Below are 22,713 nucleotides of genomic sequence, written 5' to 3' on the forward strand. Positions count from 1 at the left end.
CCATGGCGGTACAGCTAATACACGCGCCAGCGTCCGCCAGCGGCGACATACCGGCGGGTGCGGGGATTGGACGATACCTCTGGATGCGGTTCCATCGGATGTTCGGCGGCGTCCTGCTGTTCTGCCTGGTGACAACGCTGATCGATCGCCTCTTTTTCGCGGGCCCGATCGGAACTCAGGGGCGCGAGCGAGATTTCTCTCATCTTCTCCTGATGATGCTGCCGCCGGGAGCGCTCCTGCTATCGCCCCTCGTGGCGATCTTCGATATTGACGAGACGCTCTGGACGCTGCCCTTGCGCACCAAGACTCTGATCGGCTGGCTGCTGTTTTATGGCTGCGCCGGGAGCGCGCTGTGCTGGTTGATCGATGTGGTTTGCATCTGGCGGCCGGCGGGAGTCGATGTTCCCATCGCCTGGCCGGCCGCCGCGGCCGCCGCCGCGCTCGCCACGTTATTCTCGGTCCGCTGTCAGCCGTTCGCGCCCGGCGCGGTGCAAGGATTTGTTTACCTGCTGAGCGCTTCTGTACTCATCGGCGCCGGAGCATGCGCCGTCGGCGCGGCCCCAGCCGCCCTCACCGCCGGCTATCTCGGAGTGATTCCCGTCGCCGCTCTTCTGGCGGTCGCCGGAGCGAAGCGAACGCGGAGCGGCAATATGGTCGCCGTCCCCACGCTGCGACGTGAGTTCAGTTCCCGGCCGCTGCTCGGACGCTTCCGTTCCCCGAGCAGCGCTCAGGTCTGGCGCGAATCGCACAGCTCACGATTTTTAGCGGCGACCCTTTGCGCGATCTGCGGCGTCTTCACGCTGCCGGCCCTCGCCACGTCCACCGCCACGGAAATCAGCGTTCTCACCTTCCTAACGCACGGCGCGCACATCGTCAACGCCAGCCTCTGGGCGGAACTTGCGCCGGTGATGATCGGCCTGATCCTGGCGGGAAACACTCTGACGGGCGGCATGAGTTTGGGACTTGGCGCGGACAGCGGAAAAAAGGGCGCGGAGGACACCACACGGACACCGATATTCGCCGCCTATCCGATCGACTACGCCACGCAAGTCAGAGCCAAGCTTCGCGTCGCGGCGGACAGCGCCCTCGCATCAATGATCGCCGTCCTTCCTTTTCTGATCATCTGGCTGGCGCAGACAGGCTGGGAGGGTGAGCGGCGGGAATATCTCGGCGCGGCGCTGTGGAGCGCCCTCGGCGCTCACGCCCCGGAAAAAGCCGTCGCGGCCTTCCTGCTCCTGCCCGTTCTGCTCTGGAAGATGCAGGCGGACACGCTGTGCATCACCTTGACCGGCCGCCGCTGGATCTCCGGAACGTTCTATGTCGGGCTTCTGGGCCTGCTGGCGATCCCGCAATTCAGCCACGCTCTGCTCGCAGCCGCCAAATATCTCCTCGCCCATCCGATGTCTCCCCCAGTCATCGCGGCACTGGCGACGGCGGCGCTATTGAAGCTGGCGCTCACCGTCTTTCTCACCGTCATCTTACGCCGGCGCCGCATGGTGACCACCCAGACATTACGCCAGGTCCTGATAGGATGGACAACCGCCGCCGCCCTATTCTTCACCATGATCTGCGCCGCCTTCGCCCCGGTTCAGATCTCCTGGCAGTCGGCAGCTCTGACCGTCATTCTCCTCATGCCCGGCGTTCGCCTCGCCCTCGCCCCGCTCGCGCTCGCCTGGGGACGTAGCCGATGACCGCGCAAGATTATCAAAGCGAGGGGAGGAACTAACCCATGGCTGTCCAGATAGCTCGCTTATCCGCGCGCACGCGCCGGCTCAGTCCGTTTCAGAGTTATGCTCTGTATCTTTGGACGCAGTATCGCCTGAACTTTGCCGTCGTTGCGTTGCCATGGCTGATATCGGCCCTGCTTGCGCATTTCGCGTACGCTGGGCAAATCACGTCACTGCAGCAGTGCGATGGACTAAAATCGGTGACGATGCTTGCATTCCCATTGCTGACCATCCTGTCGCCGCTGGTGCTGCTTTCCAAAATCGACGACCGATTATGGACTCTGCCGATCAAAACGCGTACTCTGGTCGCCTGGAACATGACGATTGGCGCGGCGGCCGTCGCCCTCTTGTGGATCGTCACGACGTTTATGATCTGGCGTCCGGTCGGGCTGAACGCCCCGCTTTTGGGGCCGGCGGCGCTGCTCGCGGCGCTTTACGCCTGGTCGTTCGCCGTTACCCGATGGCCAGGCGGCTTCAGAATCATCGCCGAAATCGCCTATGTGATCGGCGCCTACGCTGCAACAAAACTCGCCGCCGCTGGCGCTGCACATGCCATACCTGATGGCGTTCTCACAGCGGCCTATTTTGCGATTGCGATGCTGGCGTTTCCACCCGCCGCTGCCGGAGCTCAGTATACGCGAAGCGGAATGGAGAAAGTTCGAAGAGAAGCACGGAGGGGCCGCGCCAACTCAGCGCTTCTCGCAAAGTTTCGCACGCCGGAACACGCACAGCTCTGGTACGAATGGCGAGCACGCCGATGGGCAATCCTCTCCCTCTCATTGGCTCCCGGCGTTCTGGCGCTGCTGTGCCCCGTATTGGCGCGCGTCATCACGAATGCGCCGCCGCTCCCAAACCATTGGAGTCTTTACGGAGTTTCGTCGATCAATTGGATTTTCGTCTGTGTCAACTTTGCCGTGATCGTCGCCTTCTCGATGATCACCGGCGCATTCGCTCCAAGATATCTGGGAAGTAAAGCACGTCCGCAGGGCGCCATGGCTTTGCGGTTCGCCATCGCCGATCTCGGCGTGGCGGCGTTTCTCAAAGTACGCCCTATGGACGCCACCGCTTTCATCGTCGTGAACCTGCGCGTAATCACTCTTATGACGGCGGCCATGTGGATATCCCTCATCCCCAGCATCGTCCTCTGGCTGCTAGCGCCGACGACGATGGGATCCTTCCCAACCACGCAGGGCCATGCATTGATTGCAGTGCTGAGCGCTCCTGGGAATGTGCATCTCTGCCTGCTGGCGATCGCCGCTTTGATCGGTTCCGTATTCCTCAGCTGGACGGTCCAAGCGGAGATGCTTACATTGAGCCTGACCGGGCGAGGATGGATCATCATCGGAGGCTATTACACGATAAAAGTGACGCTGCTCCTCACTGCTCTGGGACTGGACTGGCTGAACATGTTGCCCTACGCCCCTGTGTCTCTCGTCGTGATTGGAGCCATCACTCTCAGCGCCTCCATCAAGCTGTTGCTTTTGATCCAGTCAATGCGCGCTTTGCGTCGAAGCCGGCGAGTCCCGGTTTCGACGATACGGCGAGCATCCATCGCATGGGCAATCACCGCCGGCTTCTTCTTTGCGCTATTCTGCGCCGCGCTCGCCCCCCAAGGCGTCGCATGGTGGGTGACGGCGCTGGGCGTATTTCTGCTTATGCCGGGGCTTGGGTTATCGATCGCCGCGCCGGCGTTCGCCTGGGACAGAAACCGATGACGCGCTTTTTTGATAACGAAGGGAAGGATCTCGATCCATGTTGACGCAAGTTCTTCGGTCGCCGGCAAGCCCGCGCCGCTACTCGGCGGCGCAGGGGATAGCGCTTTACCTTTGGATGCGATTCCGCCGGATGTTTGAACTGATCGCCGCCGTTTGGCTCATTTCGGCGCTCGCGGATCAGATGTTCCTCACGGGGCGGATCGCTTCGTTCGCCGACGCCGTAAAAGGGCCACATCTGATCTCGATGGTGCTGATCCCTGGGCTGCTGCTACTGGCGCCGATGGTGGCGATCTCTGAAATCGACGAGAATTTATGGACGCTGCCGGTGCGCACCCAAACCCTCGTCGGCTGGCTGATGTGTTATGGCTGCGCCGGAGTCGCGCTGTTCTGGATCGCCAACGCCGTTTGTGTTTGGCGGCCGGCGGGCCTGGATGTTCCCATCTGGTGGCCTGCCGCGCTGCTCGTCGCGATCCAGGCGACGGCGCTCGGAGTCCGCTGCCAGCCCTTCACCTTCGGCGCGCTGCATGCGCTGATTTATTCGCTCTGCACGATTTTCCTCGTTGTCGGCGGCGGGATCGCCTACGCAAACCATGTCACGCCAGAGGCGCTGGGCGTGCGTTATTTGACGGTGGCGGCGCTCGCGTACATTCTGGGGGTTGTCGGCGCCGAGCGAATGCGCAGCGGCGATTGGATCGGCGGCGTCAGTCACGCGGACGTGAACTCCGGACGCACGTTGCAGGGAAAATTTCGTTCGGCGAGCCGCGCTCAAGCCTGGTTCGAATGGCGCAATCATGGGTTTTATATCACGGCGGCCGTCGCGGGCCTCGGCGCGCTGACGCTGCCGGTTCTGTTCATCCCCTTGATCTCGGAGATCCGCGTAATCACGCTTCTGACGCACGGCGCGCATCATGTCTACGCCAATATGTGGGCGGCAAACGTCCCGCCGTTTCTGGTCGTAGCCGTGCTGTACTTTTCGCTTGTGTTTGGCTGCGCATCGCCGGGAATGCGGGAAAGCGACAAGACCCTGTCGCAGTTTCTCGCGACACGCCCGGTCGACTGCACGGGCCTGGTGGCCGGCAAGCTGCGCGCGGCGGCGCTGAGCGCCGGCGCCGCCTGGGCGTCCCTCGCCCCATTCTTCCTCATCTGGATGCTGCTTCCCGCGTACGAGTACGGCCAGCGCGAATTCCTCGGGCAAGCGCTCTGGAGCGCCCTCGCCACGGTGATCGACGCCCGGTGGGTAATGGCGGGCGTGGCGGGATTTTTGCTCTTGCTCCTTTTGAGCTGGAAGCTCCAGGTCGATACGCTATTCCTCCAGCTCACGGGGCGGCCCTGGGCGCCATGGGCGTTCACCGGCATTATTGTGCTGCCGCTCGCCATTCCGCCCTTCTATAGCCACGTCCTTCACAACGCTGCATTCCAGCCATACCTCGCCGGCGCGGCCGTGGGCGCCGCCCTGGTGAAGCTGGCGTCCACAGCCTTTATCGTTCGCGCGCTTCGCCGGCGAGGGATCATCTCCGCGCGCACCCTGAACATCTCCCTCGCAGTCTGGGCCGGCGCGGCCTTGCTCTTGATCGGTCTGTTCTGCGCCACGCTTGCGCCATACCACATCGCCTGGTGGCAAACGGCCGCCGGCGTCCTCTTATTCATGCCGGGCGTCCGCCTCGCCCTGGCGCCGCTGGCGCTCGCCTGGGACCGAAGCCGGTGACAACGCGACTGTTTGGGAACGAACGGGGGAAACCATGACGGTTCAAATCGCGCGGACGCCGGCCCTTCGGCGCGGCGAGACGCCGGCGGCGCTCGGCATCGCTCGTTATCTCTGGATGCGCTTCCACCGCATGCTCGGAAGCATCGTCGCGCTTCTGGTCGTTTCGACCTTACTGGACCGCGCGAACCTCTGGAGCAGAGCCGGCGCTTCGGCGGACGCCCGAGACTGCTCCCATGTGCTTTTGATGCTGCTCATGCCGGTGCTGCTTGTCCTCGGCCCGATGATCGCGGTTTTTGAATATGACCGAAATCTCTGGCTGCTTCCCCTGCGCACGCAAACTCTCGTCGCCTGGCTGATGCTTTACGGAAGCGGCTGTATTGCGCTGTTTTGGATCGTGGATGCGGTTTGCGTCTGGCGTCCCGCCGGATGGAACGCGCCGATATTGTTTCCGGCGGCGGCGCTCGCCGGCGCGCAGGCCCTCGTGTTCGCGATCCATTGTCAGCCGATCACATCCGGGAAGCTTCGGGCCGCGGCTTACTTGATGTGCGCGGCCGTTCTCCTGGGCGCGGGGGCCGGCGCGTCCGCGCTGGGCGCATCTCCCGCAGTGCTCGCCGCCGGCTCACTGGCGCTGATCCCGATGGCTTACGCCGCAGCCGTGACGGGAGCGGCGCGGACCCGGCGTGGAGACATTCTCGTTCACAGGGGCAAGGCCGATCGCCGTGTATCAGGCGCGCTCCGCGAACGGTTTCCGTCGGCCCGCCACGCCCAGCTTTGGTGGGAGTCGCATTGGTATCGTCCGTATGCGGCGACCATCGCCGTCATCTGCATTGGGGCGCTTTCGCTGCCCATACTCGCCGCCACGTTCACCGAGGAAAACAGCGCCGTCACAGCTCTAACACACGGCGCGCGCCATATCATCGTGAATATCTGGGCGGATCTCGCCCCGTTAATTCTGGAAATCGCCCTGGCGATCACGGCCATGGTTCTTGGGATCGGGCTGGGATTCCAAGGATCTGGAACGCCGCAGGGCAGCACGACTCAGCCGCAATTCTTCGCCGCCTTTCCGATGGACTGCGCGGCCCGAGTGGCGGCGAAGCTGCGGACGGCGGCGGCAGGCTCCATCGCGGCAATGATCGGCGCCGCGCCATTCCTCATTTTATGGCTCGCGCAGCCCGCCTGGGAGCATGGGCGGCGGATAACCCTTGCCGCAGCTCTGTGGAGCGTGCTGGGTTTCCATGCGCTGACGATCGCCGTCGCCGGTCTTCTCCTCCTGACGATGCTCATTTGGAAGCTCCAGACCGAAACGCTGTGCCTGACTTTGACCGGCCGTCCCTGGGTCTTTGGCGCGGCATACGCGCTCATCATTCTGCCGCTCTCGATCCCGCATGTCAGCAATTGGCTCATCGAAACCACAAGCCATGTTTTCTCGGCTCCCGCGAAGATTCCGTTCCTCGGCGGCGCGCTCGCCGTCGCCGTTCTGCTGAAACTCGCGATCAGCGCTTCTCTGCTCAGACAAATGCGACGCCGTGGTTTGATGTCCGCGCAAACTCTGCGCCAAACCCTCACTCTCTGGTCGGCGGCCACCGGCGCTCTCCTCATCCTGTCGTGCGCGGCGGTTCCCTCGGAATACGCGCCCTGGCCGCAAACCGCCCTGTTCGTCATTCTCCTGATGCCCGGCGTCCGCCTCGCCCTCGCGCCATTTGCGGCGGCGTGGGACCGAAGCCGATAACGCAGCCTCAGAAGAAGATTCGGGAACACCCACGCCGCATTTCCGCCCCAGACATCCCAATTCCGCGCAACAACGCAACAAATTGCGTTAATAAGTTTTATCTATTGTCATAATTCGCTAAAATTGCCTTATTCAGTTTTATCAATACATCAAATGTGAGAATTTTCTCAAAAAATAATACTTGACACCCATTCGAGTTGAACATATAATAGTGAAAACCCGTTGACCAGACCGATACATTCCGTTTCATCTCAACAATCTTGTCAATTATTGATACGAAAATAGAGAACACCAAGAAATGGTTTTATCAATTAGAAAATGATAACACTTAACTAAAAACTTTTTAGAGGAAAGGAGAGAAGTCTTATTTGCTATAATCGGTGTTTTTATGTAAAAAGAACGTCAGTTTCGATCGATTTCGTCAATGGCTTACGATAGAGTTAATAATGATTCTATCGCAACAATTGCTGTATTTCACATGAATTCCATCCATGATACTTGACTAAGGAGACACGACCCATGAACGGCAACACTGCTCAGCGCTCGGGCGCACGAGCTTTTACACTTATCGAATTACTCGTTGTTATCGCTATCATCGCGATACTTGCATCAATCCTGTTCCCGGTCTTCGCCAAGGTCCGAGCGCAGGCGCGGAAGATCGCCTGTCTGTCCAATGAAAAGCAGATCGGGCTTGGAATTCTTCAATATGTACAGGACAATGATGAGAAATTTCCGTCCAGCGACTGGTTCAATCACGCGCACTGTGATTTAACAACAGCGGGATGTGGGAAGTTTCGCCCGGATAACGGCCTCCTGACCTATGCCGACGCCATCTACCCCTATGTCAAGAGCACCCAGGTCTTTCAGTGTCCCAATCACCCGAAAGACGCTCTCGGCTACGGTTTGAACACGTTCCTGACTCCTGTCGCTAACCCGTCCGCCTTTATGACGGCGACGGGCTGGTATCGGGATGAAGGTTTTAACTATAAATATGTCGCCACAATCGCGCAAATTAATGAACCTTCGAATCGCATTATGATTGGTGAGCTGGCAAGCGGAAACGGCGCCGGCGACGCCGGGCCTTGGTACAACACACTCTATCAAGACAATTTCAATACTTTAGCGGCCGGGCAGAACGGTTTCTGCAACTATGTGTTCTGCGACGGTCACGCGAAGTCCATGAAAGTGAAGGCGACGATCTGGCCGAAATTCCTGTGGAACGCCGTGGACGACTGGAATTTGCAGGGCAACAACACATCCATGGTCGCCATCCCGAGCGGAACGTTGTCGTACGCCGGAAATGAAGCGGGGGCTCAGGCCCTTTATAACGGCGCGTTCGATCCCAAAAACACGGATTTGTAAAACGACCGGTCCATCTTGTCACACATGCGCGCTTTCCGTCGCCATTACGAATGGCGACGGAAAGCGCGCCGTCGAAAGGAATGAGCCCAATGAACATGCAAAATATGACGCAGAAACAAAAGACAATCGCGAGCGCCATCGCGATCGTGGTAATCCTCGTTCTGGGCGGGCGGCTGGTGGCGCAGGCGGTCGATGTGATCGCTCCCGATAATCTGCCGGGCTACTTCGCGCTTGCCATCAATCCAAACCCCAATATGACTCCCGAGCAAAATACCGCCAACATGGGGCTGGGCATGTGTCGACTTTCCATCTCCATCGATCATACGTATCGTTTTGGCGATATGCGCGGCTCCTGGCGGCACTCCGGCGATACACTGAGCCTCACCCCCGACGGATCTGGCGGGCAGGCGTTCCAGGCGTCTTCGATGGCGGCGCCGCTCTCCGCAATGACAAAGCCAATCGACCTGAAGGTCGGCAAAGACGGCAAGACGCTGAGCGCGCCTGATACCGGCGCCGGCCCGCTGAACTTTACCAAGACGAGCGACGCCATGCGATAAATCGCAGTTTCCGCAACTTTTTCGAACCGTTCGGGTCATACTTGTCGTTCTTATGCCAATCCGCCGTCATGGCGCTGGAGATTCCGACAATGACCCGACGATTTTACGCCGCGCTCGCGGCGGCTTTTGCACTCTGCTCAGGTAGCCGCGCCTTCGCCGCCGATATTGATCGCTGCTATTCGGTCTCCATCGACGGCAAGGCGGTCGGCTACGACCATTTTCTTTTCGTTCACTCTCCGGCCGGCGCAAAGGCGACCGACGACGCGCTGATCAAGCTCAGCGCGCTCGGCTCCCCGCTGGACATCTCCACGCAATCCGTCACCGAATGCGGCCCGAACGGCGCCGCGCCCCTCTCATACACGGAAACCACCACGCGCGGCGACGCGGTCACCGTCAATCGATTGCGGTTCGGCAAACAGACCGCGTACTGGAGCCAGGAAAGCTCGGGAGTACGGACAAAACGAGAGATCGCGCTGACGCCAGGCGTGATGCTTGTCGCCGGAACCGACTCCTGGGATGCGCTTCTGGGGAAAACCACGAGCGGAATGCGCCGATACGTCGCCCACGTCGTCGATCCCACGCTGGGAAAGTCCGAGCAGTTCGTATTGACGCGCGCGGCGGGGAAGCCTGGCGACGATGAAGTTTGGGCGTCGACCATTGAAACTGTCGCGGGGCCGCAGCCGATCGTGCTGCGCTATCGCCGCGCGGCGCGTACGCTCGTCGAAATTCGATTTCCCAATCAGAAAGTCGTGATGCGGCTCGCCGGGCGGGAGGCCCTGAAGAACTTCGGCAGTCTCGACTACACCTCGCATATGTTCGCCGTACTGGAAACTCCCCTCCCCAATCCGGACGCGCTGACGGTTCTCAAGCTCAAGGTCTCGGCGAAGATCAAGCTGGACCATATCACACTGGCTTCGCTCCAGCATGCGCCGCGCCAGACGTTTCAGGGAACCGTCCAAAACGATCAGATCGACGGCGTGTTCACCATCCGTCCAGGCCGCTACGCCGGCGCCCACGCGCTCGCCTATCCCTGCGCCCCCAATATCACCGCCGGCCAATCTCAGTGGCTGAAGGCCGACGCATTCACGGAGTCGGACGACGCCCAGATCAAAACGCTGGCGAAGACCATCACGGCGCCCGCAAAGACGACCTGGGACGCGGCGTCCGCGATTGGGCGCTGGGTCCACGACAATATCCGTTACCAGATCACAGGGTCCGGCGCGCGGGCATGCCTCGCAAGCCGCACGGGCGACTGCGGTCCGCACTCGTGGCTCTCCATTGCGCTCTGCCGCGCCGCCGGCATCCCCGCGCGCATCCAGGGCGGCGCGCTCTACACCCCTCTCGCCGGCGGGTCCTACGCCCAGCACTACTGGACGGAAGTCTGGATGGGGCCGCGCGACGGCTGGATCCCCATAGATTCCACCACCGGCGAGATCGGGACATTCGATCCCGACCACCTTACCCTCTGGCGGCTGGGCAGCATGGATTCCATGACGGTCAAAGTCCTGGACTACGCGCCCAAGACCGCAACGACCGCGAGCGCCGCCCCCGCGCTCCCCCGCCGCGCCAATGGTCTCACCGCCGGCTATCACGAGAGCTACGATTTTCTCATCGATGGGAAAAATGTAGGCGCCCAAACCGCCGCCCTGGAATCCCTCCAGAACGGCGCGCAGCACTGGACCTTCCGGCTCGACTTGAAAGTCCCCAGCGCCGGGCAGACGATCACGCTCACGCAAAGCGGCTCCTTCGACGCCGCCGACACTGGCGACCCCGTGTCCATCGACAGCGCCACTTCCGGCGGCGGCATTTCCCAGGAAACCAAACTCTCCTTCAAAAAGGATCAAGCAACCGGCACCGTCACGATCGGAACGCTCGCGACGCCCAAGACCGTCGCGCTCTCCGCCCCGTCCTTCCTATTCCTGGGCAACGTCCTCACCACCTGGTCCCTGGCCACCCGCTCCATCACGCTCGCCGCCGACAAACCGACCACCATCCCCTTCTTCGCCACCGAAGCCCTGCAATCACTCCCCATCACCTTCACCCCACTCCGCGCCGACATCTTCTCCGCTCCCGACGGCAAGACAATCCCTTGCCACGTCTACACCATCGCCCCCATCGGCTCCACCCTGTGGATCGACGACGCCACCGGCCAGCTCATGAAACTCACAGACGACCGCCAGAAACTTGTGGTCGCGCTAAAATAGGCACATGATGATTGACAAGAATGAAGCGACCGCGATCGCAAGTCATTATATCTCGATATCGATGTTGCAATCAGACGAGGAATGGATCCTGAATGAGCCTGCGACCATCGAAAAAAGTTACGGCTGGGTTTTCTTTTGCGGAAGCCGCCATCACCTCGAAAGCTATGAATCCGATGAAAATCCGGTCGGCGCGCCATTCTTGGTAAAGAGAGAAAACGGTGAGGTTCTTTGGTTTGGCGGATATGACGTCGAATGGATCCTCAAGGGCTACGAACTGGGTTTCCAATGTCATATTGGCGATCTCACAGTCACCCACGTTCGCGACATCGAACAAACGGCGCGATATCTCAATCAGCTTCGCCTATACAACATCATTCCAGAGCTGGCCTACGGCGTAGAGTGGCGGATTCCGCAATATTACGATTTGCAGCAAATCAAGACTCTCCTGCGAACAGTGCCGGTCACGTTTTCCAACGCCCGGATTTTAACCGAATACGAGACGCTCTACCAAATGCGGGCCAGCAACTGCTGCCGCTATGAGATCCGCGAAATTCGTCAAGATCAGTTGCCAATAAAATCGTCTCAATGACGCGCCAGACGGCTGCGGCCCGATATTGATAACCGCAGGCGGCTCGCCATCCACGCCGCGAAAAGCAGGATGGCGCCCTCCAAAAGCAAGAAGAAGAAACTCTGAACAATAAACAGTGTCAGGGACGATGAGTCCATCTTTGCAAACTGATGCACGACGCCTGGCAGCGTGAACACACCCCAGCGCAAAATCGTTAAAATGACTCCCAATCGAGCTCCCGCGACCGCGCGAGCGGGAAATATTGAGCCGGCAATCCCTCCAGCGAGCAATGGGAAGACAATATTCCCCACATTGACGAACAAAAATAATTTTGATAAATCTGATGGCGCAAGCGGAATATGATAGTAGGGCTTTATCATTAAGCTCATAAGGAACGCAAACGAATAGTGACAAGCCAGCGAGAGCGCGGCGGCGCCCCAATAACTGATTCGGGCTTGCTTCCGCTCACGTTTCCAGGCGGATAGCGCTTCACCGGCGACAGCGGTCGCCGCGCCGAACTGGCTAACGGCGGTCCGCACGGCTTCCTCTTCGGAGGCTCCATGCTCGACGCTCACGGCGACCGCGTCCTCAAGGTGTGTACACATTTCCCGGAGTTCGTCTGTACGCCGAGATTCCGGCATACCGCCAAGATACGAGGCGACTTCGTTCAGATAACCATCAAGCAGTCTGTGCATCGCCGATCCTTCCCAAAACGGTATGTATGACCGTGGCGTAGTCGCGCAGTTCTTGCGTGCGGCGAACCATCTCCTTGCGGCCCGCCTCCGTGAGAGTGTAGACCTTGCGGTCCGCGCCCTTGGTTTGCGGAGCCCACTGGCCGATGATCAAGCCGTCCTGCTCCAGCACGCGCAAGGCGGGGTAGAGAGAACCTTCCCGCATGTGCAGCGCCTGATCGCTGAGCGCCTCGACCTCTCGGGCGATGGCGTATCCGTAGGATGGGCCTTTGCTGAGTACGGCGAGGACCAGCGCCGGCAAGTCCCCGCTTGGCAATTCACGCCTCATAATGTGCCTCCAAATTCTATGTATTGAGTATACATAGAATTTAGAGGCATGTCAACAGAACGAAGAAATTTCTCAACAGGTGCGAATTATTTCGCACAACCACTTGACAAAGGGGCCTAAACATGCGAAAATATTCGCACAAGGAGTCGCTCTTATGACTAACCCATTGGCGCATCGCCTCAGCCGCCGCGAGCGGCAGATTATGGACGCGGTTTACGCGCTCGGCCAGGCGTCGGCGAATCAGGTGCTGGAGCAGATGGACGATCCGCCCAGCTATTCGTCGATCCGGAAGCTGCTCGCGATCCTGGAGGAGAAAGGGCATCTTCGCCATATCCAGGATAAACAAAAGTATGTCTATCTGCCCACACAGCCGCGCCAGAACGCGGCGCGGTCGGCGATCAAGCAGGTCTTGCAGACGTTCTTTGGCGGCAATGTCGAGACGGCGGTGGCGACACTGCTTTCCGAGGCCGATCTGGAGCTGACGGACGAGCAGGCCGTGCGGCTCTCCGCGCTGATCGATGAAGCCGCAGGCGGCGAGACGAAGAATCGCGCGACTCCATCGAGCCACGATCGCACTGACGGCCACGACGGGGAGGAACAGTCATGACATCTCTCAATACGATTGCATTGTTATCGATTGGCGTCATCCTGAAGGCGACGGCGCTGCTCGCGACGGCGACGCTGGCCGCGTTTGCCGCGCGCCGGGCGTCGGCGTCCGTGCGGCATCTCATCTGGGCGCTGGGGCTGACGAGCGCTCTTGTTCTTCCGCTGCTGTCCGTGATGCTGCCGCATTGGAGCGCCACCGTTCCCGCAGCTCCCGCCGCGATCCGCACGGCGGTGAACGCCGCCCCCCAAGATCAGCCTCAGATCACCATGCCGCCCACAGTCATCGCGCCAGCCGCGGCGCCGTCGCCTCAGTCGCCGCAAGTATCGATCAAAACCGCTTCGTCGCCAGCGACGATTGACGCGGCGCCGTCCCTATCTTTGGCTCATACTTCCACAGCGACTCCAGCGAGGCCGCAGCAAACGATTCTCTGGCCTTATCTCATCATTGCGGCCTGGATCACTGGCGCCCTCTTGGTCCTCTCTCGGTTGATGCGGGGCATGGCGGCGGTGCGTCGTGCGGAACGCGGCGCGCGTCTTGTCTCAAACGGATCGATGGCGCGCGCCGCTGAAGACGCCAAGAAAGCGATGCCCACGCGCCGCCATGTGGACGTGCTTCTGGCGAGCGCAAGTGAGCCAATCCGGGTTCCCATTACCTGGGGAGCGCTCTGCCCCATCATCCTGCTGCCGGCCAAGGCGACGCAATGGCCGCGAGAACGCGTCAAGGCGGCGCTGCTGCACGAGATGGCGCATATCCGCCGCTGGGACTGGGCGATGCTGGTGATGTCTCGCATTGTCTGCGCCGTTTACTGGTGGAACCCACTGGCGTGGCTGGCCGCGCGCAAAATGCGTGAGGAAAGCGAGACGGCGTGCGACGATCTGGTGGTCCTGGCCGGAATGCCCGCCGCCGAATACGCCCGTCAGCTATTGGAAGTCGCGCTGGCCGCGCGCAAGCAAGGCGGGATCGCTCTGGGCGCGGTGGCGATGGCGCAGACGCCTGGTGTCGAGGGACGATTGCGGGCGGTGCTGGCGACGGGTCTCGCGCGCCGCCCAATGACCGTACGCCGGGCGATCGTCGCCGCAACCATCGCGGCGGTCCTGGCCGGCCCGCTCGCCGCACTGAGACTGGCGGCGAAGACTCCCGCCATGGCCACCGTACCGGACGCCGCGCAGCTTCAGTTGCACGATGGGTTCACGCTGCGCTACGCCGTGACGATTACGGATCTAAAGACGCGCGAGCAGCAGATGAGCGAGTACCAGCAGCTCCAAAAGTCTTACCAGAAGTGTCTCAAACAAGACCCGCACTGGCAGCCGATCCCGGACGAGTTCTACGGCCCCTTCTCGTACTATCAAAGCCGGCGCCCAAAGGTGCGTCATTTGGTCCTGACCGTCTCCGCGCACAATGGCCGCCTCCTCTGGCAAAGCACGGAAGGCGCGGACACGTTCAGCCTTGTCTACAACGGCAAGGGAACGCAGCATTTCTGGAACGGCCATGCGGGGCGCGTCGAACCGGGCCTGAGTTTCGCGTCCATGTCCGCCTGCCCCTTGCCGGCCGTGGGATTGCCCTATGTTCCATTGATGAAACAAGCAACGCTCTCGGCGACATCGGGCGCTTTGCAAACTTGGGACGCGCAATGCCCGTTGGAAGACGCCGTAATCACCAACGGTGAAGCGCTGTATTGGCCCGGGCAGGTCCATGTGATTCGTGATGGCGGCGTTTGGAAGGTGCGCGATATTGACACTCTGGAGCAGCGGTTTGATTTTCTGACCCACCAGCGGTTCCAGGGTCTGTGGATCGCTTCGAGCATGCGCTTGAACAAATACAGTACATCCACGAAGCCGGTGCCTGCTTCCTTCTCAAGCCTGGAAGCCGCCCACGATTGGACCAAGACCCACCGGACGCAGACCAGTTCCTGTGACTACCAGCTGCTCTCGGCCACCGAAAAGCCGGTCGATCTCGCGACGCTGACGCAATATCCGTCGCCCAAGCCGACGAACACCGATCTCACGGCCCGCGAGGCTCAGCAAGCCCAAAGTATCGAGCAATTACGCGTGACGCAAGCCTTACAGTTGCGCTACCACCTCCAGGATTGGGCCGGCAAAAACCGCGGCTTGCTGACACACATGGAGCAGGCGCAGCCCTCGAACCTCGCCGCCGCCATTCCGGTGATCCAGTCACTCAACAGCCTGCCTTTTCCCCTGTGGCAAACCGATCCCCGCGCGGGCCGTCCCTGGGACGGAGATCCGCGCACTGCGCCAAACGGCGAATTGCCGGCGTTTGCCTTGTGCTATCCGGCGCAGCTCACGTTCACGCATTTGCAGCGCTCACCCGAGGCGATCGACAAACGGCTGCGCGACGCCTTTGCAAGCCGGCATGACCTGCCGATTGCAACCTCGGTAGGGACTCGGGACACCATGATTGTTCTTTGGGCCAGTGGTCGGATCACAAAGTCCGCCTCCACATATCAATTTGCCGGTCACGGCAAGCCGTTCCGGAGGACGACACACGAGACGGAGATTGTGCGAGGGTTCTTTGAAGGATAATGCGGCTTGCGGATGAGAGAATGCGGCCCAAAGGATTCGGAAGGTCGAACGGCTTGGTCTGTGTAACATAGGGCTATGCAGATCAAACCGCACCTATCCGCCCGCTTCACGTCCAGCGCAGCGCGGATCGCCGCCCTCGGCGCAGTCGCCGTCCTATTTGCCGGTTCGCCCACGCGGGCCACGCAAAACGATCCCTTCCCCTCGCCATTGGAGTCAATCCAAGTCGCTCCCGGCGAGGGCTCGACATTCCACAACCGTCTCGATCAAGGCGAGCTTTACCTGCTGAAAGCCAATGGCGACGCAGTGTCCGGCGGCGACGGCCCGGGGATCGATATCGAACCGAAGACGCTTCGACCGGCGCTGGGAGCCGGCGCGACGCGCATGATCTGGACTGCAAGCGATCGCAAAAGCCACACGTATTATATGATCGTCAACGGCAGCGGCGGCCCACTCTCCCTGAAGCGTACGCCTCCCGCTCGGTTACTCGCCGGCGCCTCCCCAGATGGCGACGCGATGACCGTTTCCCTCTACCGTCTCTCGGCGCTCCCAGCGCCGCTGGAGACATTGCAAGTCCCGCTGCTCCAGAAGATCGTCCCAACCGTTATGGCGACCCGCAAATCCGCCGTCTACTTGCTGCAAGCGATCGGACAGGGCCGTGTCGGAGGCGGCGGGCTCGGTCAGGGCGACGCCGAGTATATGGATTACGACGCGAGCGGCGCGGGCCAGGTGGATGTCGGCGACGGCAACACGGACTACGGCCTGGGCGTGGACGAATCCGATCTCGCAAAATCGCCCCACGCCCACTGGTGGGGGCCATGGCGCCAGGACCACGTCTACGACATGCTCTTTACCGGGACCGGAAAGCCGATTTCGTTTATGTTCTACGATGTCGCCGGCGGCTACGGCGACAATTCCCCGACCGATACCCTGACGGTCAAGGTCTACGCGCTGCCGTAACGGCGAGGCGTCAGGTCACCCAGCGCAGGATTATCCGCGCGCGGCGGCTAACAGCAGCGCGAGTTCATGAAGTCTCCGATCTCCAGAAAGGTCTCGATGTGAAACGAATCTATGTTGCCCTCTTGTTGTCCGCAGGAATTTGTTCGTCCGCCTGGATGCTTCCGCCATGCATGGCCGCCCACGCCAAAGCGAAACCCGCAAAGCCTCCAAAACCGACGGGCGGCGCCAATCAGGTCCAGGGAACGTCGGGCAAAGTTGGCGATATGCTGTTTACCGGACAGTGGCGCTTTCAAGTGACAGGTTTCCAGCAGGTCAATTCCTACACCTTGAAAGTCCCAGCAAGCGAGCAGGACTATGCGAAATGGCATAGCGACGCGGAATACGACGACGCCTCGCATACGTTTACTCCCAAAGAAGGCATTACGTTGATCGCGGTCGATTGCTATGTTAAGAACGGCCAGCCGAAGACAACGGAGCAGCTTGACGGATACAGCGACGATCCTAAAACCGCCCTGACCGACGACCACAGCAACTCCTATCCGCCCATCGCCTACGATATGGTCTCACGCGGCGCCTGGGTGACAAAGCCATTGCTGCCCGGATCCGGTGAAAAGATCACCCTCCTTTTCGCCGTCGAATCGGGAACAACGCCGAAGGACCTGGTGGTCACACTCAAAAATTGGAGCTTGCACAAAGGAAAAGAAGTACGAGTGTCCCTGGCGCCATAGCCAGGGTGGTTCCCAAGATCGCCGTTTCTCTTTGCTTCACCCCGCATTCATGCCGGGTACAATAGCGGCAGGGCGGTGGGCGGCGTAGCAAGCGCCGCCCACCTGTCTCGCGTAATTCCAGACCCATCTTCGCATTGTAAAGAGAGATTAGAGAATCATGGCCGTCTCCGAACTCGCCGGAAAGCCCGCGCCGCGGGAGCTGCTTGTCAATATCCCCCGTTTGATCTCCGCGTACTACACGCAGAAGCCCGATCCCAACAATCCCGCGCACGCCGTCGCGTTCGGCACCTCAGGACATCGCGGGTCGTCGTTCGCCTGCACATTCAATGAGGATCATATCCTGGCGATCTCGCAGGCGATCGCCGAGTATCGCCAGTCGCAGAATATGACGGGGCCGCTGTATCTGGGCATGGACACGCATGCGCTGTCCGAGCCGGCGCTTTCGACGGCGATTGAAGTGCTGGCGGCGAATGGCGTGGACGTCTTTGTGCAGGCGGATCGCGGATATACCCCTACCCCGGTCATCTCGCACGCGATTCTCACCTATAATAAGGGCCGTACGGAGGGACTGGCGGACGGCGTGGTGATTACCCCATCGCACAACCCGCCCGGCGACGGCGGCTTCAAGTACAACCCCCCGTCGGGCGGCCCGGCGGATACGGGGACGACGAAGATCGTGCAGGACCGCGCGAATGAGCTGCTGCGTGAAGGCTTGAAGTCCGTCAAGCGTCTGACATTGGACAAGGCGCTCGCGCTGGACACCGTGCATCAGTACGATTACATCACGCCCTATGTGGACGATCTGGCGAATGTGATTGATATGGAGGCGATTAAGAACTCGGGCCTGAAGATCGGCGTCGATCCGATGGGCGGCGCGGGCGTCGGCTACTGGAAGCCGATCATCGCGAAGTACGGCCTGAACATCGAGATCGTCAATCCCAATGTCGATCCGACGTTTTCGTTCATGACGGTGGACAAAGACGGCAAGATCCGCATGGACTGCTCGTCGCCGTACGCGATGGCGAGCCTGATCGGTCTGAAGGACCGCTTCGACATCGCCTTCGGCAATGACCCGGACACCGACCGGCATGGCGTCGTCGCCCCAAGCGTCGGTCTGCTGAATCCGAACCACTATCTGGCGGTCGCCATCTCTTATCTCTTCCAGAACCGCCCGAACTGGCGCGCGGACGCCGCCGTGGGCAAGACGCTGGTCTCCAGCTCCATGATCGACCGCGTCGCCGCCGATCTTGGCCGCAGGCTCGCCGAAGTCCCGGTCGGCTTCAAGTGGTTCGTCGACGGCCTTGTCGACGGCAGCTATGGCTTCGGCGGCGAGGAAAGCGCGGGCGCATCCTTCCTGCGCACCGACGGCTCGGTCTGGACCACGGACAAGGACGGGATCATTCTGGATCTGCTCGCCGCCGAGATCACCGCCAAGACCGGCCGCGATCCCGGCCAGCACTATCAAGATCTGGAAGCCAAATTCGGCAGCCCCGTCTACGAACGCATCGACGCCCCCGCGACGGTTGAGCAGGGCAAGATCCTGGCGAACCTCACCCCGGACAAAGTGACCGCCGACACCCTCGCCGGCGACAAGATCACCGCCAAGCTCACCCGCGCCCCCGGCAACGACGCGCCCATCGGCGGCCTCAAAGTCGTTACCGACACCGGCTGGTTCGCCGCCCGGCCGTCCGGCACGGAGCCGATCTACAAGATCTACGCGGAGAGCTTCCAGGGCGCGGAGCACTTGAAGGCGATTCAGACCGAAGCGCAGGAGATCGTGACGGCGGCGCTGAAGTAACGCCCCATCGCCAGAAAGCAAACCATGACCATCACATTGATTCATCGCCTTTCTCGCTTCCTCCCCGCCGTCCTCGCAGCCGCCGCGACGGCTGCCCAGGCGCCCGCGCCTGTGGCGCCGCCGGCCAAGCCCGCCCCCATCCATCTTGCCGCGCCGGCGATCACGGCGACGCCGGCGGCGAGCAATTGTCCGCCGCAGTATGTCGGCCAGTGGATGGACGCGAACCATATTCCGCACACGGCCCCGTTCTTCCCGGAACCAATCTCCGCTGAACCGCGCTGCAAGTAGTGACAATGAGGAAATACGCCGCCCGTCGAGACGCTTCGGCCAGGCGCGCGGATGGAGAGGGCCGATGACATGCAGTTCCTAGGACTGGGCAACGGACCGTATCAGACCTTCAGCCATGGACTCTCGAACCCGCGATCGGATCTGCTTTCGGGAGTTCGGTATCAGATCGTTCCCAGCATGCGCGGCGTCCCCGCCGCCCAGCTGCGATTGCAGTTCCGTCGCGATGCATCGAGCATCACCAATCCCGAGATGACGCTCGCCGTGCTGCTGGACCGGAGCGGGTCGATGAGCGAGGCGTTCGCGGAGGGGCATGTCTATGATGTCGCTCAGGCCATTCTCACACACGTGCTAATGGCGGGGTCCGGATACGATTTGATCTTTTACGACGATCAAATCTCGGACGCGGGACATATCCAGAATAGCGCCGATCTGCGCGGCGCGATCCTGCGCAACGGGCCGCGCGGCGGGACGTATGTCACGTCGGCGCTTCGGCATACGATCCAGAAGTATAAGTCCCGCGCGGGCCTTTATATTATCGTCATCACCGATGGCGAGTTCGCGGACAAAGCCGATGTGATGCAGTTGGTCACGCAGGAGCTTTTGCCGCAGGTGAAACCGGAGTCGCCCTATGCGTTTCGATTGCACTTCGTCGGCGCGGGCGAAGGCGTCGATCACGTTTTTCTGAGACAGATGGAGGATGCGGCGACGGGGCAAGGCTCCCCGCTCGTCACGGCCCATCACCACGCGCATCTGAGACACAGCCATACCGATATTCTCGCCGAGCTTGATAAGGCGTACGTGGGCGTCGGCGCATCGGCGACGGTCAGTGAAAGCAGCCCATCGAGCGAGCCGGCAATCTCGTCGATCATCGATGTGACCACGCGCCGGATCTGGCCCGGAGCCTCTGCCCCATTCGGCTTCCTTCCACGCACCACGACGCTCGATTTGGAGTATGCGCCCGCGCACGCTCAAAACCTCCCGGTAAAGATCAACTTCACGAGCGCCTTCCATCAGCCTCAAGAAATGACTTTTCAGATTCCGCTGCCCAAACCCGCCCCGGCTCCCGGTTCGGGCGGCGGCAGCCTGCTGAGCCGGCTCCATTTGCCGTGGAACCGATCGCCCGAGGACGACGCCGCGCGCGCCGCCCAGCAGCTGGAGCGCGAGCGAGTCGCGGCGCTGGTCAAGAGCAACCATGACGCCGAGCTTCGGCGCCAGTCGAGCGACTTGCAGGCGCTGGCGTCCGGCGGCCTGCCGATGCAGGCCATCGAACGCTTGAAGGAGATCGGAACCAACGAGGCGTCCGAGATCCTGTTCACCAGCAACCTTGCGCCCGAAGAAGCGGGACTGCTGCGCCGCGAGGGCTTCCATCCGCGCGGCATCGTCACCGGCAGCGCCGTGTATCACGTTGGGCAGGCGTACGCGTCCAGCCAGGGCGACTGCGAAGTCACCGTGCTTTCCGAGGCGTACAACGAAGCCTGCCGCCTCGCCGTCGGACGCATGGGGCATGAGCTGAAGATGATCAACGGCCACGGCGTGGTCGGCGTGCGATTCTCGCTGGTCCGCCATGAATGGGCGGACAAGACCATTGAAGTCCAGGTGATGGGAACGGCGGTCGAGGGGCCGGGCCGTCCGCCCGAGCAGCCGTGGATGTGCGACCTGTCGGGCCAGGAGTGGTATGCGCTGCGCCGCGCGGGATACGATCCCGTCGCGTTCGTCTGGGGCCACTGCACCTGGTTCCTGCTCACGACGCAGCAGGACGAGTGGACGCACCGTTCCTGGAACAATGTCGAGATGACGCACTGGAGCGCGGGCCTCAGCAAAGCGCGGACTCGCGCGATGGCGCATCTGAACAAGCAGGCGTCGGCATACGGCTCCAACGGCGTCGCGGGCGTCAAAATCGAACGGCGGCTCGACGAGATCCGTCTGAGCGGCCCGGGCGAAGACCCGGCGTACGAACGCGAGCACCACAACATCGTCGTCAGCATCCTGGGCACCGCGATCCGGGCGCGGCCCAACGCGCCGCGCCACGTCACCCCCACCCTGAACGTTCTTTCCCTGCGCGATGGGCGGCTGACGCCGATCGCGATGGCGACGCCCAAGGACGCCGTTGTCGAATAACGAAGCCCGTTTGAGAACTCAAATGACGCCGGAACTCTGAGGAAAATATGGTACTCGATCCACAAAACACGAACGACCCGAAGATCACCGCGATCCCGCAGCACGCAACGGAGCGCCTCGTCGAGATGCGCGGCAGCAGCGAATCGCGCACGCTCTTCACGAGCGACCTCTCGACGAGCGAGTTCCTGCTGGTCAAGGAAGCCGGCTTCGATCCCGTTGGCCTGGTCGTCGGCAGCTCGATCTACCACGTCGGGTATCAGCAGTCGGCCTGGTCGAAAAATCAAGAGATGACGGTGCTCACCCAGGCCATGTACCACGCCCGCGAGCTGGCGATGGACCGCATGGAGGAAGAAGCGCACCAGCTTGGCGCGGACGGCGTGGTCGGCGTCCGCCTGGAAGTCAACCACAAGGAGTGGGGCAACCACATCGCCGAATTCGTCGCCATCGGCACCGCCGTCGTACACCGGGGCGATAAGAACCGCTTCAAAAACAAGCGCGGCCGCCCATTCACCTCCGACCTTTCCGGCCAGGACTTCTACGTCCTGCTCCGCTCCGGCTACCGCCCGCTGGGCCTGGTCATGGGCAACTGCGTCTACCACGTCGCCATCCAGTCCTTCGGCTCCTTTATGCGTAACTTCACCCAGAACGCCGAGCTGACTCAGTACACCCAGGCGATGTACGACAGCCGCGAGCTGGCGATGGAGCGCATGCAAAAGGAAGCGGAAGAGCTGGGCGCCAAAGGCATCGTCGGCGCCAACATCCACGAACGCACCCACGCCTGGGGCGCCCACGTGATCGAATTCTTCGCCATCGGCACCGCCGTCGAGGAAACCAGCAGCGACCACGTGATCGAGCCCCCGACGATCGTACTGCCGCTGATTAGTTAGGAGATGACGCGCCGCTATATAGTGCTGGCGGTTAAAACCGCGCCTGCCAGAGCGCAGAAACCCACCTACGTGGGTTACATGGTTCTAACCGATACTGCCTTATAACTCGCCCATGTTAGGCGGTATCGTAAAGGATAATGTAGTCCCCGAAGGGGGACTTCTGCGCTCTGGCAGGCGCGGTTTTAACCGCCAGCCAGATCAGG

18 protein-coding genes are annotated in these 22,713 nt (G+C 61.3%); 16 read left to right on the forward strand and 2 right to left on the reverse strand.

Annotated elements, in window-relative coordinates; all coding sequences use genetic code 11:
* The first annotated feature begins 2 nt into the window (after positions 1-2).
* The 8 genes from D5261_RS29290 (at position 3) to D5261_RS29325 (ending at position 11,588) form a co-directional block, all read left to right on the forward strand.
* Positions 3-1,691, forward strand: coding sequence for a hypothetical protein (locus D5261_RS29290; RefSeq protein WP_125206132.1), 1,689 nt, complete (start codon positions 3-5; stop codon positions 1,689-1,691).
* Between the two features lie 38 nt (positions 1,692-1,729).
* The gene (locus D5261_RS29295) at positions 1,730-3,442 is read left to right on the forward strand and encodes a hypothetical protein (protein ID WP_119322918.1); all 1,713 of its coding nucleotides are present in this window, start codon (positions 1,730-1,732) and stop codon (positions 3,440-3,442) included.
* 37 nt (positions 3,443-3,479) lie between these two features.
* A complete protein-coding gene (locus tag D5261_RS29300) occupies positions 3,480-5,147 on the forward strand; it encodes a hypothetical protein (protein ID WP_119322917.1) in 1,668 nt (555 codons plus the stop codon).
* Between the two features lie 34 nt (positions 5,148-5,181).
* On the forward strand, positions 5,182-6,876 hold the full coding sequence (locus D5261_RS29305; RefSeq protein ID WP_119322916.1) for a hypothetical protein: 1,695 nt from the start codon (positions 5,182-5,184) through the stop codon (positions 6,874-6,876).
* Positions 6,877-7,395: 519 nt separating this feature from the next.
* Positions 7,396-8,238: a prepilin-type N-terminal cleavage/methylation domain-containing protein gene (locus tag D5261_RS29310; protein ID WP_119322915.1), complete on the forward strand. Its 843-nt coding sequence runs from the start codon at positions 7,396-7,398 to the stop codon at positions 8,236-8,238.
* Between the two features lie 89 nt (positions 8,239-8,327).
* The gene (locus tag D5261_RS29315; RefSeq protein WP_119322914.1) at positions 8,328-8,795 is read left to right on the forward strand and encodes a hypothetical protein; all 468 of its coding nucleotides are present in this window, start codon (positions 8,328-8,330) and stop codon (positions 8,793-8,795) included.
* An 89-nt stretch (positions 8,796-8,884) separates the two neighbouring features.
* Complete coding sequence (locus D5261_RS29320) at positions 8,885-10,999, forward strand: transglutaminase-like domain-containing protein (RefSeq protein ID WP_165864396.1); 2,115 nt, start codon at positions 8,885-8,887, stop codon at positions 10,997-10,999.
* Between the two features lie 4 nt (positions 11,000-11,003).
* Complete coding sequence (locus D5261_RS29325; RefSeq protein ID WP_119322912.1) at positions 11,004-11,588, forward strand: hypothetical protein; 585 nt, start codon at positions 11,004-11,006, stop codon at positions 11,586-11,588.
* Here D5261_RS29325 and D5261_RS29330 read toward each other — a convergent pair.
* Together D5261_RS29330 and D5261_RS29335 are read right to left on the reverse strand one after the other, a co-directional pair.
* On the reverse strand, positions 11,582-12,262 hold the full coding sequence (locus D5261_RS29330; protein WP_119322911.1) for a permease prefix domain 1-containing protein: 681 nt from the start codon (positions 12,260-12,262) through the stop codon (positions 11,582-11,584). The genes D5261_RS29325 and D5261_RS29330 overlap by 7 nt on opposite strands.
* On the reverse strand, positions 12,246-12,587 hold the full coding sequence (locus tag D5261_RS29335) for a PadR family transcriptional regulator (protein WP_119322910.1): 342 nt from the start codon (positions 12,585-12,587) through the stop codon (positions 12,246-12,248). Before D5261_RS29335 ends, D5261_RS29330 begins: the two co-directional genes overlap by 17 nt.
* A gap of 154 nt (positions 12,588-12,741) precedes the next feature.
* On the opposite strand from D5261_RS29335, the gene D5261_RS29340 reads away from it, so the two are divergent.
* The 8 genes from D5261_RS29340 to D5261_RS29375 all read left to right on the forward strand — a co-directional run bounded on the left by D5261_RS29340 (position 12,742) and on the right by D5261_RS29375 (position 22,510).
* A complete protein-coding gene (locus tag D5261_RS29340) occupies positions 12,742-13,194 on the forward strand; it encodes a BlaI/MecI/CopY family transcriptional regulator (protein ID WP_119322909.1) in 453 nt (150 codons plus the stop codon).
* Complete coding sequence (locus D5261_RS29345) at positions 13,191-15,734, forward strand: M56 family metallopeptidase (RefSeq protein ID WP_119322908.1); 2,544 nt, start codon at positions 13,191-13,193, stop codon at positions 15,732-15,734. The genes D5261_RS29340 and D5261_RS29345 overlap by 4 nt, the downstream gene beginning before the upstream one ends.
* A gap of 75 nt (positions 15,735-15,809) precedes the next feature.
* Positions 15,810-16,691 (forward strand): hypothetical protein, encoded by an 882-nt coding sequence (locus D5261_RS29350; RefSeq protein ID WP_119322907.1) that lies wholly within the window; start codon positions 15,810-15,812, stop codon positions 16,689-16,691.
* 98 nt (positions 16,692-16,789) lie between these two features.
* On the forward strand, positions 16,790-17,419 hold the full coding sequence (locus D5261_RS29355) for a hypothetical protein (RefSeq protein WP_125206130.1): 630 nt from the start codon (positions 16,790-16,792) through the stop codon (positions 17,417-17,419).
* 157 nt (positions 17,420-17,576) lie between these two features.
* Complete coding sequence (gene pgm / locus D5261_RS29360) at positions 17,577-19,217, forward strand: phosphoglucomutase (alpha-D-glucose-1,6-bisphosphate-dependent) (RefSeq protein ID WP_119322905.1); 1,641 nt, start codon at positions 17,577-17,579, stop codon at positions 19,215-19,217.
* Positions 19,218-19,241: 24 nt separating this feature from the next.
* Complete coding sequence (locus D5261_RS29365) at positions 19,242-19,505, forward strand: hypothetical protein (RefSeq protein WP_119322904.1); 264 nt, start codon at positions 19,242-19,244, stop codon at positions 19,503-19,505.
* A 69-nt stretch (positions 19,506-19,574) separates the two neighbouring features.
* Entirely contained in the window at positions 19,575-21,623 is a 2,049-nt protein-coding gene (locus tag D5261_RS29370) for a hypothetical protein (protein ID WP_119322903.1), read from the forward strand.
* A 47-nt stretch (positions 21,624-21,670) separates the two neighbouring features.
* Positions 21,671-22,510: a heavy metal-binding domain-containing protein gene (locus D5261_RS29375; RefSeq protein WP_218025675.1), complete on the forward strand. Its 840-nt coding sequence runs from the start codon at positions 21,671-21,673 to the stop codon at positions 22,508-22,510.
* Positions 22,511-22,713 lie beyond the last annotated feature (203 nt).

This window comes from Capsulimonas corticalis, assembly GCF_003574315.2.
Taxonomy (GTDB): Bacteria; Armatimonadota; Armatimonadia; order Armatimonadales; family Capsulimonadaceae; genus Capsulimonas; species Capsulimonas corticalis.

Bases quoted from the DNA above. Each gene is read 5' to 3' on its own strand.
- D5261_RS29290 (WP_125206132.1), top strand. From the start codon at position 3: ATGGCGGTACAGCTAATACACGCGCCAGCGTCCGCCAGCGGCGACATA.
- D5261_RS29295 (WP_119322918.1), top strand. From the start codon at position 1,730: ATGGCTGTCCAGATAGCTCGCTTATCCGCGCGCACGCGCCGGCTCAGT.
- D5261_RS29300 (WP_119322917.1), top strand. From the start codon at position 3,480: ATGTTGACGCAAGTTCTTCGGTCGCCGGCAAGCCCGCGCCGCTACTCG.
- D5261_RS29305 (WP_119322916.1), top strand. From the start codon at position 5,182: ATGACGGTTCAAATCGCGCGGACGCCGGCCCTTCGGCGCGGCGAGACG.
- D5261_RS29310 (WP_119322915.1), top strand. From the start codon at position 7,396: ATGAACGGCAACACTGCTCAGCGCTCGGGCGCACGAGCTTTTACACTT.
- D5261_RS29315 (WP_119322914.1), top strand. From the start codon at position 8,328: ATGAACATGCAAAATATGACGCAGAAACAAAAGACAATCGCGAGCGCC.
- D5261_RS29320 (WP_165864396.1), top strand. From the start codon at position 8,885: ATGACCCGACGATTTTACGCCGCGCTCGCGGCGGCTTTTGCACTCTGC.
- D5261_RS29325 (WP_119322912.1), top strand. From the start codon at position 11,004: ATGATGATTGACAAGAATGAAGCGACCGCGATCGCAAGTCATTATATC.
- D5261_RS29330 (WP_119322911.1), bottom strand. From the start codon at position 12,262: ATGCACAGACTGCTTGATGGTTATCTGAACGAAGTCGCCTCGTATCTT.
- D5261_RS29335 (WP_119322910.1), bottom strand. From the start codon at position 12,587: ATGAGGCGTGAATTGCCAAGCGGGGACTTGCCGGCGCTGGTCCTCGCC.
- D5261_RS29340 (WP_119322909.1), top strand. From the start codon at position 12,742: ATGACTAACCCATTGGCGCATCGCCTCAGCCGCCGCGAGCGGCAGATT.
- D5261_RS29345 (WP_119322908.1), top strand. From the start codon at position 13,191: ATGACATCTCTCAATACGATTGCATTGTTATCGATTGGCGTCATCCTG.
- D5261_RS29350 (WP_119322907.1), top strand. From the start codon at position 15,810: ATGCAGATCAAACCGCACCTATCCGCCCGCTTCACGTCCAGCGCAGCG.
- pgm (WP_119322905.1), top strand. From the start codon at position 17,577: ATGGCCGTCTCCGAACTCGCCGGAAAGCCCGCGCCGCGGGAGCTGCTT.
- D5261_RS29365 (WP_119322904.1), top strand. From the start codon at position 19,242: ATGACCATCACATTGATTCATCGCCTTTCTCGCTTCCTCCCCGCCGTC.
- D5261_RS29370 (WP_119322903.1), top strand. From the start codon at position 19,575: ATGCAGTTCCTAGGACTGGGCAACGGACCGTATCAGACCTTCAGCCAT.
- D5261_RS29375 (WP_218025675.1), top strand. From the start codon at position 21,671: ATGGTACTCGATCCACAAAACACGAACGACCCGAAGATCACCGCGATC.